The following is a 12,415-nucleotide window of genomic DNA, read 5'->3' as shown; positions in this document are numbered from 1 at the left end:
TGCATGACCTTATTACCGGGAATGATGGAGAACGTATAGAGGAACAGACAGAACGCATAAGCCGAGGATAATCTAATGGCTCGACTCTTTACCCCTTCAGAATCAAAGTACTACCTGATGGCGCTGGATGCAGGCACCGGAAGTATTCGGGCTGTGATATTCGACCTGGAAGGCAATCAAATAGCCGTGGGACAGGCGGAGTGGCGGCATCTGGCAGTACCGGACGTTCCTGGTTCTATGGAATTTGATCTCAACAAAAACTGGCAACTGGCGTGTGAGTGTATGCGCCAGGCGCTGCACAACGCCGGCATAGCCCCGGAGTATATCGCTGCCGTTTCGGCATGTTCGATGCGTGAAGGCATTGTTTTATATAACAATGATGGAACACCGATCTGGGCCTGCGCCAATGTGGATGCCAGAGCGGCGCGCGAAGTTAGCGAACTTAAAGAACTGCACAACAATACCTTTGAAAACAAAGTTTATCGAGCGACCGGGCAAACGCTGGCTTTAAGCGCCATCCCCAGATTACTTTGGCTGGCGCACCATCGTTCCGATATCTACCGACAGGCGTCGACCATCACCATGATCAGCGACTGGCTGGCCTATATGCTCAGCGGCGAACTGGCGGTGGATCCCTCTAACGCTGGCACCACGGGACTTCTTGATCTAACCACCCGTGACTGGAAACCTGCATTGCTGGATATGGCTGGCCTGCGTGCCGATATTCTTTCTCCTGTCAAAGAAACCGGCACATTGCTGGGCGTGGTAAGTTCACACGCGGCGGAGCTCTGCGGTCTGAAGGCGGGCACTCCGGTGGTCGTTGGAGGAGGTGACGTGCAGCTTGGTTGCCTGGGGTTAGGCGTTGTACGTCCGGCACAAACCGCGGTTCTTGGCGGCACATTCTGGCAGCAAGTTGTAAACTTAGCCGCGCCGGTGACAGACCCAGAAATGAACGTGCGCGTTAATCCCCATGTTATTCCTGGCATGGTACAAGCTGAATCTATAAGCTTTTTTACCGGACTCACCATGCGCTGGTTCCGCGATGCTTTCTGTGCCGAAGAAAAACTGATTGCCGAACGTTTAGGCATCGACACCTATACGCTGCTTGAAGAGATGGCAAGTCGTGTGCCGCCTGGGTCGTGGGGCGTAATGCCGATATTCTCCGACAGAATGCGCTTTAAAACCTGGTATCACGCTGCGCCTTCCTTTATTAACTTGTCCATTGACCCGGATAAATGTAACAAAGCGACATTGTTCCGTGCGCTGGAAGAAAATGCGTCGATTGTATCAGCGTGTAACTTGCAGCAAATTGCTGATTTTTCGAATATTCATCCCACATCTCTGGTCTTTGCAGGCGGAGGTTCAAAAGGGAAATTATGGAGTCAAATTCTCGCTGATGTCTCGGGATTACCCGTCAATATTCCGGTGGTCAAAGAAGCCACTGCATTAGGATGTGCCATTGCAGCTGGCGTCGGTGCCGGAATTTTTTCATCAATGGCAGAAACCGGAGAACGCCTGGTTCGCTGGGAACGGACGCACACACCAGACCCAGAAAAGCATGAACTTTATCAGGATTCACGCGATAAGTGGCAGGCAGTTTATCAGGATCAGCTGGGGCTGGTTGATCATGGACTGACGACGTCGTTATGGAAAGCGCCTGGGTTATAGTTTCATTGACAGCCACATCATGATGACCGTGGCTGTTAGTTTTTGAGTATAGTTATTCTTATTTCCCTTCTTTTAGAACTGGCTTGTTAAATGCCAGCTTGCAGATTCATCGTTCCATCGCCAGTACTATATTCAAGGGGAAATTGCTATTTTTCTTAAAACATTAAGCATAACCCTTATTTTATAGCGAATATTCCTAAAGGCATAAATGAATGAAAAAGAGTTTTAATAGAGTTCTTTTTTAGCAATTAGTGCTATTCTTTGTTAAATATGATGATGGTAATTTTCTTATTGAAAGAAATATTTTTCTTATTAAGCAACAATAACTCATGGTTCATTTTTAAATAAAATAAGAACTATGCGATTTTTAATCTATCAATTCGAAAGCATTAGAAAGTTAGCCAAATTGACACCTTCCCACCTCCAACCAACACTCAATACAGACCTCTGACAATTTAATAAGTTTCATTTTTAATGTCTGACGACTCATCTCTTTCGTGGCTGTATTGTTTGTATATGGAGCGTTTATATGAATAGAATCTATCGCGTGATATGGAATTGCACCCTACAGGTATTTCAGGCCTGCTCGGAATTAACTCGCAGGGTAGGTAAAACATCGACGGTTAATTTGCGTAAATCCTCTGGATTGACAACGAAATTCAGTAGATTGACGCTGGGTGTTTTGCTGGCACTAAGCGGTTCAGCGTCTGGTGCGAGTCTGGAAGTTGATAATGGTCAGATTACCAATATTAATACTGATGTTGCTTACGATGCCTACCTGGTTGGGTGGTATGGCACTGGAGTGCTTAATATTTTGGCTGGCGGTAATGCCTCCTTAACCACTATTACTACCAGCGTCATTGGTGGTAATGAGGACTCGGAGGGCACCGTTAATGTTTTGGGTGGCACCTGGCGATTGTATGATAGCGGAAATAATGCAAGGCCTTTAAATGTGGGTCAATCCGGAACGGGGACGCTGAATATTAAACAGAAGGGTCACGTTGACGGAGGATATTTAAGGATAGGTTCTTCGACAGGAGGCGTCGGGACGGTTAATGTTGAGGGAGAGGACTCGGTTCTGACGACCGAATTATTCGAAATAGGGAGTTACGGTACGGGCTCATTAAATATTACGGATAAGGGTTACGTCACGAGTTCAATAGTCGCCACTGTAGGATATCAAGCGAACAGTAATGGTAAGGTTGTCGTTGAAAAGGGCGGTGAGTGGCTAATAAAAAATAACGATTCCTCAATTGAATTTCAAATTGGTAATCAAGGAACTGGGGAAGCGACTATTCGCGAGGGTGGACTGATTACGGCTGAAAATACGATTATCGGAGGCAATGCCACCGGTATCGGAACCCTGAATGTGCAGGATCAAGACTCTGTCATCACGGTACGCAGACTCTATAATGGATATTTCGGTAATGGCAAAGTCAATATTTCCAATAATGGACTGATTAATAACAAAGAATATTCATTGGTGGGCGTTCAGGACGGTTCCCACGGTGTCGTCAACGTGACCGATAAAGGGCATTGGAATTTCCTCGGAACGGGCGAAGCTTTCCGCTATATCTATATCGGTGATGCTGGCGACGGTGAACTTAATGTCTCTAGTGAAGGCAAAGTAGATTCGGGAATTATCACTGCGGGGATGAAAGAAACAGGCACAGGCAACATTACTGTTAAGGATAAGAACTCCGTTATCACTAATCTCGGAACTAATCTTGGTTATGACGGCCACGGCGAAATGAATATCAGTAATGAGGGGCTTGTTGTCAGCAACGGAGGAAGTTCACTCGGTTATGGAGAAACCGGCATCGGGAAGGTTAGCATCACCACGGGGGGGATGTGGGAGGTCAATAAGAATGTCTATACCACTATTGGTGTTGCGGGCGTCGGAAACCTCAATATCAGCGATGGCGGTAAGTTCGTATCGCAAAATATTACTTTTTTGGGCGATAAAGCAAGCGGTATCGGCACACTGAACCTGATGGATGCGACATCATCGTTCGATACTGTAGGTATCAATGTCGGTAATTTTGGTAGCGGCATCGTAAATGTCAGTAATGGTGCCACCCTTAATTCAACGGGCTATGGATTTATCGGAGGAAATGCCTCCGGTAAGGGGATAGTTAATATTTCAACGGATAGTCTCTGGAATTTAAAAACGTCATCTACTAACGCCCAATTGCTACAGGTCGGTGTATTAGGTACGGGTGAACTGAATATTACCACCGGAGGTATAGTTAAAGCGCGTGATACACAGATAGCTCTGAATGACAAAAGTAAGGGCGACGTGCGGGTGGATGGGCAGAACTCTCTTCTTGAAACATTCAATATGAACGTAGGGACGACTGGCACAGGTACGTTAACCCTGACGAATAACGGCACGCTGAATGTCGAAGGTGGAGAAGTTTACTTAGGTGTTTTTGAGCCTGCTGTAGGAACGCTAAACATTGGTGCTGCTCACGGTGAGGTGGCGGCAGATGCCGGGTTTATTACCAATGCGACGAAAGTGGAGTTTGGTCTTGGCGAAGGCGTTTTTGTCTTTAATCATACCAATAACAGTGATGCCGGCTACCAGGTCGATATGCTGATTACGGGTGACGATAAAGACGGAAAAGTGATGCATGATGCAGGCCATACGGTGTTCAATGCAGGGAATACTTATAGCGGTAAAACGCTGGTCAATGACGGCCTCCTGACTATTGCGTCACATACGGCAGATGGGGTAACAGGCATGGGTTCGAGTGAAGTCACCATTGCAAGCCCCGGTACGCTCGACATTCTCGCATCAACGAACAGCGCAGGAGATTACACGCTGACCAATGCGCTCAAAGGCGATGGCTTGATGCGAGTGCAGCTGTCATCCTCCGACAAGATGTTTGGCTTTACCCATGCAACAGGGACTGAATTCGCCGGTGTTGCCCAACTGAAAGACAGTACCTTCACTCTGGAACGCGACAACACCGCTGCGCTTACTCACGCGATGTTGCAGTCTGACATTGAAAATACCACATCGGTAAACGTAGGAGAGCAATCCATTGGTGGACTGGCCATGAATGGCGGTACGCTCATTTTCGATACGGATATTCCTGCTGCGACGCTTGCAGAGGGATATATCAGCGTCGATACGCTGGTTGTCGGCGCGAGTGACTACACCTGGAAAGGCCGTAACTATCAGGTAAACGGGACGGGCGACGTGCTTATCGACGTGCCTAAACCGTGGAATGATCCCATGGCGAATAACCCTCTGACGACGCTCAATTTGCTGGAACACGATGATAACCATGTCGGCGTTCAACTGGTGAAGGCGCAAACGGTTATTGGGTCGGGTGGCTCATTAACGTTACGTGATTTACAGGGCGACGAGGTGGAAGCGGACAAAACGTTACACATTGCGCAAAACGGAACGGTGGTCGCTGAGGGTGATTATGGATTCCGCCTCACGACCGCACCAGGTGATGGTTTGTACGTTAACTATGGGCTGAAAGCGCTGAACATCCATGGTGGGCAAAAGCTGACATTAGCCGAACATGGCGGAGCCTATGGCGCAACGGCCGATATGTCGGCAAAAATCGGTGGTGAAGGGGATCTGGCAATCAATACGGTGCGACAGGTTTCGCTTTCCAACGGTCAGAACGACTATCAGGGGGCAACCTACGTTCAGATGGGGACATTACGTACCGATGCGGATGGCGCGCTGGGCAACACCCGGGAACTGAACATCAGCAACGCGGCCATCGTCGATCTTAATGGATCGACGCAGACGGTAGAGACATTCACCGGGCAGATGGGTTCGACTGTTTTGTTCAAAGAAGGGTCGCTGACGGTAAATAAAGGTGGGATCAGTCAGGGTGAACTGACAGGTGGCGGAAACCTGAATGTTACAGGGGGAACGCTGGCTATCGAGGGGCTTAATGCACGCTACAATGCGTTAACCAGCGTTAGCCCAAATGCGGAAGTCAGCCTCGATAATACGCAGGGGTTAGGCAGAGGAAATATTGCCAATGACGGTCTGTTAACGCTAAAAAACGTGACCGGCGAACTGCGTAATAGCATAAGCGGGAAGGGTATCGTGAGCGCAACCGCCAGGACAGACGTAGAGCTGGATGGCGATAATAGCCGCTTTGTGGGGCAATTCAACATTGATACAGGCAGCGCGCTCAGCGTCAACGAGCAGAAAAACCTGGGGGATGCTTCCGTTATCAATAATGGCCTGCTCACCATCGCCACTGAGCGTAGCTGGGCGATGACGCACAGTATCAGCGGTAGCGGTGATGTGACAAAACTGGGTACCGGGATCCTGACTCTTAACAAAGATTCCGCGGCGTATCAGGGTACGACGGATATCGTGGGTGGTGAAATTGCTTTCGGTTCCGACTCTGCCATTAATATGGCAAGTCAGCACATTAATATCCATAACAGCGGTGTGATGTCGGGAAATGTCACCACTGCAGGTGATGTGAACGTTATGCCAGGGGGGACACTGCGTGTCGCTAAAACCACTGTCGGCGGTAACCTGGAGAATGGTGGCACGGTTCAAATGAACAGCGAAGGGGGGAAACCGGGGAATGTACTGACCGTTAACGGCAACTATACCGGAAACAATGGCCTGATGACGTTCAACGCGACGCTGGGCGGCGATAATTCACCCACGGATAAAATGAACGTGAAAGGCGATACCCAAGGGAACACTCGCGTTCGGGTTGATAACATTGGCGGCGTCGGTGCACAAACGGTCAACGGTATTGAACTCATTGAGGTTGGCGGTAATTCTGCAGGTAACTTCGCGCTGACCACCGGAACTGTCGAAGCTGGGGCTTACGTCTACACGCTGGCTAAAGGGAAGGGGAATGACGAGAAAAACTGGTATCTGACCAGTAAATGGGACGGCGTAACGCCAGCGGATACACCCGATCCCATCAATAATCCCCCTGTTGTGGATCCGGAAGGCCCATCAGTTTATCGCCCGGAGGCCGGAAGCTATATCAGCAACATTGCCGCAGCCAACTCGCTGTTTAGCCATCGCTTACACGACCGTCTGGGTGAGCCGCAGTATACAGATTCACTGCGAGTTCAGGATTCGGCAACCAGTATGTGGATGCGTCATGTCGGAGGGCACGAACGTTTCAGGACCGGTGATGGTCAGCTAAATACTCAGGCTAACCGCTATGTATTGCAGCTAGGCGGCGATTTGGCGCAGTGGAGTAGCACGCAGGATCGCTGGCATCTCGGCGTCATGGCAGGCTATGCCAATCAGCACAGTAATACTCAGAGTAATCATGTGGGTTATAAATCGGATGGGCGCATCAGCGGTTACAGCGCAGGACTGTACGCGACCTGGTATCAGAACGATGCGAATATAACAACCTTAGCCTGTGGGGGAATGTCGGTGTGCAACTAGGTGATAAAGGCTATAGCGATACTCAGGGCATGCTGGGTGTGAAATATAGCTGGTAAACCGTATAAGCCGCATGTCGAAGATGCATGCGGCTTAATATTGCCGACTTCAAACGACTTTTAAATCCTCCTTTTTATCCGCGATCGCGGATATCGCAGCGTTTATCCCGTAGAGCGGATAAGATGTAGTTGAAACCAATGTGTTGAGGTTGCACGACCGGTTAAGCCGAGAATACGGTATTAAGTAAGATATGGGGTTTTGGTCGTTGTTAATGAGCAGGACATCATGACCGCCAACGACTGGATTCTCCCTTGGGTTATGTTGGTGCGCATAATGTATATTATGTTAAATTGAATTTGAGTGATGCGAAGCGATTTTCCGGTCGTCGTTATTACTTCAGGGCTCCAGAACATAAAGCCTCTCCTCTTTCATGATTGGCCTGTGCCTGGCTGGTATGCAGGTTTGCCGTTTGCCGCATCTTCCCTGCGTTGAAGAGTCAGGCTGGCAAACCGCGTGCAAATGAACACCCCCTCTTTCCATCAACACTTCAGACAGCTTGCGGGAATGAGTCCACTCCGGTATCAGAAATGGCTACGCCTCAATGAAGCCAGGCGACTGATGCTGAATGAACATTACGATGTCACCACTGCAGCCTATGCTGTCGGTTACGAAAGCTTATCCCATTTCTGTCGGGAATATTCGCGGATGTTTGGAGAGTCACCTAAGAGAGATATTACCAGGTTAAGAAAGTCTGTCGGTCAGCTTTAATAAACCGTGCACTTATCTGTTTAGAGCAATTCCGTGTTAGTTACACCAGGCAAACATTAACTATAGCTAATTATTTATAGCCATATAAACCATTGGTCGCTCTTGACCTTTCCTGACACTTCCCTTGTCCGCAATAATATTCTGTTTAGTCACGGTTTATAAATAACATGCATAATGAAATCGTCATGTTATTTAGCGACATAAAATGTCTTTGCAAATACTCTCTACAACAAGTGCTGCAATAAACTTGTTGTGATTAGGTGTCCTTGTAATTTAAAGATATTATCGTTCTTCGTGAAATGTAATAACCCTGGAAACTATATTCTCAGGGCAATATCCCATCAAGAATGATTCTTGTTTTATAAGCAATAACAGAATGACTTGATTGTTAACTTTCTTTATTCAGCTACTTAAATATAAATTTTGGAGAATTATGAAACTCAAACATGTCGGTATGATTGTCGTTTCTGTGTTGGCGATGTCGTCTGCTGCGGTAAGCGCAGCCGAGGGTGATGAATCAGTAACGACCACTGTTAATGGCGGTGTTATTCATTTTAAAGGTGAAGTGGTAAATGCCGCTTGTGCGATTGATTCAGAATCAATGAACCAAACGGTTGAGCTGGGTCAGGTCCGTTCTTCTCGCCTGGCTAAAGCAGGTGACCTCAGCTCCGCCGTTGGCTTCAATATCAAGCTGAATGATTGTGATACCAATGTTTCCAGTAATGCAGCTGTTGCATTCCTGGGTACTACTGTCACCAGTAATGACGATACCTTAGCGCTGCAGAGTTCAGCGGCAGGCTCTGCCCAAAATGTCGGTATTCAAATTTTGGACCGTACGGGGGAGGTATTAATACTTGATGGTGCCACTTTTAGCGCTAAAACCGACTTGATTGATGGCACGAATATACTGCCATTCCAGGCTCGTTATATTGCTCTCGGGCAGTCAGTAGCTGGTACTGCAAACGCTGATGCGACGTTCAAAGTTCAATATCTATAATTCAATCTTAAGGTGGCTATACGTCATCTGAAATTGAAACAGGGTGTGTGTGGCATGGCTACGCACACCCGAGCAATTCACCAATGCTCATCTCATTATTAATGAGGAATAGTTTGTGTTTTGGAGCGGTATGAAAAAATCACATAATATCTAAACGATCAATAAACAACAGTAGTTAAACTTACTGTTATTTAAAATATTTACTTTGTAGCAAGGTTTTCCTATTAAAAGAGAACCAACATTTATTACAAACGCATTAAGTCTGGAAACCCGGCGAGTCGCCAATGTATTAGCAACATTTACTGATTGTCTGATGTAACGGTTTTCCCGCTTATCCTCTTAACACATGGAGAATGCATCAGATGCAAACTACGCGTATCCCCTACTCTATTTCCTTTATGGCGACAGTGTTACTTTTATTGCTCTTTGCTTGCCATAGCACCATTGCCAACGCAGCTGTCGCACTTGGTGCGACGCGGGTAATTTATCCGGCAAACCAGAAACAGGTTTTATTGCCTGTCACGAATAATGATCCTGCCAGTGTCTATCTCATTCAGTCATGGATAGAAAATGCAGGTGACCAAAAAGACACCCAGTTTGTCATTACCCCACCGCTTTTTTCCATGCAAGGTAAAAAAGAGAATACGCTTCGGATAATCAACGCCACTAATCATCAGTTACCAGGCGACCGTGAAAGCCTGTTTTGGGTTAATGTTAAAGCTATTCCTGCTATGGAAAAAGACCAGAAGAATGAGAATACATTACAGCTGGCAATTATTAGCCGCATAAAAATGTTTTATCGCCCGACGAACCTGGCAATGGCACCTGAAGAAGCGCCAGCAATGCTTCGGTTTCGTCGCAGCGGTAGCAAACTCACTCTTATTAATCCAACGCCCTACTTCATTACCGTAACAAATATGAAAGCAGGAAATAGCAATCTCCCAAACACCATGGTGCCGCCAAAAGGTGAAGTATCGGTGGATATCCCGCATGCTGCAACCGGGGATATCAGTTTTCAGACGATCAATGATTACGGTGCATTAACTCCGCGTATTAAGGCAACCATGCAGTAAGCCAGTGACCTAATTAATAATAAACTCAATCGGAATTAATAATGACAGCCTTTCGTGCCGCATTTAAGGCATATCGTATGCATCAGGTGTTACTACTGCCTCGCTTTGCACGGCTTACCATTGCCCTTGGCTTAGCAACTGCGGTATTTCCCGTTGACGCAGAGTTTTATTTTAATCCACGGTTTTTAAGCAATGATCTTGCTGAATCTGTCGATTTATCCGCCTTTACTAAGGGACGCGAGGCACCACCTGGTACATATCGGGTCGACATTTATTTGAACGACGAATTTATGACTAGTCGGGATATTACTTTTATTGCAGATGATAATAATGCAGATCTCATCCCATGCCTGAGTACAGACCTTCTTGTCAGTCTTGGCATAAAAAAATCAGCATTATTAGACAATAAGGAACATTCGGCAGAAAAACATGTGTCGGACAACAGCGCATGCACACCACTTCGGGATCGTTTGGCTGACGCATCATCTGAGTTTAATGTTGGTCAGCAACATCTATCACTCTCCGTTCCGCAAATTTATGTTGGCAGAATGGCTCGCGGCTATGTTTCTCCGGATCTGTGGGAAGAAGGAATAAATGCTGGGCTACTAAACTATAGTTTTAATGGTAATTCTATTAATAATCGTGGCAACCATAATGCAGGAAAATCCAACTATGCATATTTGAATTTACAGAGTGGCATCAACATTGGTAGTTGGCGACTGCGCGATAACTCAACGTGGAGTTATAACAGTGGGAGTAGCAATTCATCTGACAGCAATAAATGGCAGCATATCAATACGTCGGCTGAACGTGACATTATTCCCTTACGCTCACGCTTAACGGTAGGTGATAGTTATACCGATGGCGATATTTTTGATAGTGTGAACTTTCGTGGCCTCAAAATAAATTCAACAGAAGCGATGTTGCCCGATAGCCAACATGGTTTCGCTCCGGTGATTCATGGTATTGCCCGCAGCACCGCACAAGTGAGTGTAAAACAGAATGGATACGATGTTTATCAGACTACTGTCCCACCCGGCCCTTTTACTATTGATGATATCAACTCTGCGGCCAATGGTGGTGATCTGCAAGTAACCATAAAAGAGGCAGACGGCAGTATTCAGACATTATATGTTCCTTATTCGTCTGTTCCGGTTCTCCAACGTGCTGGATATACGCGTTATGCGCTTGCCATGGGGGAATATCGTAGTGGAAATAACCTGCAAAGCTCCCCCAAGTTCATACAAGGTAGCTTGATGCATGGACTGGAAGGAAACTGGACACCTTATGGCGGAATGCAAATTGCAGAAGATTATCAGGCCTTCAACCTTGGTATTGGTAAAGATTTAGGACTTTTTGGTGCCTTTTCTTTCGATATCACGCAGGCCAATACGACACTTGCAGATGGCACCCGTCACAGCGGGCAATCGATTAAATCCGTCTACAGCAAATCCTTCTACCAGACGGGAACCAATATCCAGGTCGCAGGATATCGCTATTCTACGCAAGGTTTTTATAACTTATCCGACAGTGCCTACAGTCGAATGAGTGGTTACACCGTCAAGCCTCCTACCGGAGACAGCAATGAGCAGACACAATTTATTGATTATTTTAATCTGTTCTACAGTAAGCGTGGTCAGGAACAAATAAGCATCTCTCAGCAGCTTGGAAATTACGGTACGACATTTTTCAGTGCCAGTCGCCAAAGTTACTGGAACACGTCACGCAGCGACCAGCAAATATCATTTGGATTAAATGTGCCGTTTAGTGATATTACGACTTCGCTGAATTACAGCTATTCCAATAATATATGGCAAAACGATCGGGATCATTTACTTGCTTTTACGCTTAATGTTCCCTTCAGTCATTGGATGCGTACAGACAGTCAGTCGGCATTTCGTAACTCAAACGCCAGTTACAGTATGTCAAACGATTTGAAAGGCGGCATGACCAACCTATCAGGGGTTTATGGCACTCTGCTGCCGGATAATAACCTGAATTATAGTGTTCAGGTCGGTAACACCCACGGGGGTAATACATCGTCTGGCACCAGTGGTTACAGTTCTCTTAATTATCGTGGAGCTTACGGTAATACGAATATCGGTTACAGTCGGAGTGGTGACAGCAGCCAGATTTATTACGGAATGAGTGGTGGCATTATTGCTCATGCTGATGGCATCACCTTTGGACAGCCACTGGGCGACACAATGGTTCTGGTTAAGGCTCCTGGCGCTGATAATGTCAAAATAGAGAACCAGACCGGAATTCATACCGACTGGCGTGGCTATGCCATATTACCATTTGCGACAGAATATAGAGAAAATCGTGTCGCTCTTAACGCGAATTCCCTTGCAGATAATGTTGAACTGGATGAAACCTAGACTGGCCCCCTGAATCTCCAGACAACCAATATCACTTAAATAAGTGATAGTCTTAATACTAGTTTTTAGACTAGTCATTGGAGAGCAGATGATTGATGTCTTAGGACCGGAGAAACGCAGA

General features: G+C 46.7%; 4 protein-coding genes and 3 pseudogenes. All 7 read left to right on the top strand.

All coding sequences use genetic code 11. The features are described 5' to 3' along the window. Positions 1–75: 75 nt before the first annotated feature. Complete coding sequence (gene lsrK / locus ACJHWR_RS00035) at positions 76–1,668, top strand: autoinducer-2 kinase (protein WP_000113121.1); 1,593 nt, start codon at positions 76–78, stop codon at positions 1,666–1,668. A 529-nt stretch (positions 1,669–2,197) separates the two neighbouring features. Then, a pseudogene (locus ACJHWR_RS00030) lies at positions 2,198–7,042 on the top strand (ECSE_1600 family autotransporter); the annotation flags it as partial. A 26-nt stretch (positions 7,043–7,068) separates the two neighbouring features. Further along, the gene (locus tag ACJHWR_RS00025; protein WP_241525493.1) at positions 7,069–7,134 is read left to right on the top strand and encodes a hypothetical protein; all 66 of its coding nucleotides are present in this window, start codon (positions 7,069–7,071) and stop codon (positions 7,132–7,134) included. Positions 7,135–7,576: 442 nt separating this feature from the next. Then, positions 7,577–7,843 (top strand): annotated as a pseudogene (locus ACJHWR_RS00020) (helix-turn-helix transcriptional regulator); the annotation flags it as partial. Between the two features lie 433 nt (positions 7,844–8,276). Continuing rightward, a complete protein-coding gene (fimA, locus tag ACJHWR_RS00015) occupies positions 8,277–8,840 on the top strand; it encodes a type 1 fimbrial major subunit FimA (RefSeq protein ID WP_001296758.1) in 564 nt (187 codons plus the stop codon). Between the two features lie 362 nt (positions 8,841–9,202). Next, entirely contained in the window at positions 9,203–9,913 is a 711-nt protein-coding gene (locus ACJHWR_RS00010) for a fimbria/pilus periplasmic chaperone (protein ID WP_012311946.1), read from the top strand. 41 nt (positions 9,914–9,954) lie between these two features. Next, a pseudogene (locus ACJHWR_RS00005) lies at positions 9,955–12,291 on the top strand (fimbria/pilus outer membrane usher protein); the annotation flags it as partial. Between the last annotated feature and the right edge of the window lie 124 nt (positions 12,292–12,415).

This window comes from Escherichia sp. WS568 (assembly GCF_046486085.1).
Classification (GTDB): Bacteria; Pseudomonadota; Gammaproteobacteria; order Enterobacterales; family Enterobacteriaceae; genus Escherichia; species Escherichia coli.
The sequence above is the reverse complement of the archived record's forward strand: the minus strand, read 5'-3'. Positions and strand labels throughout refer to the sequence as shown.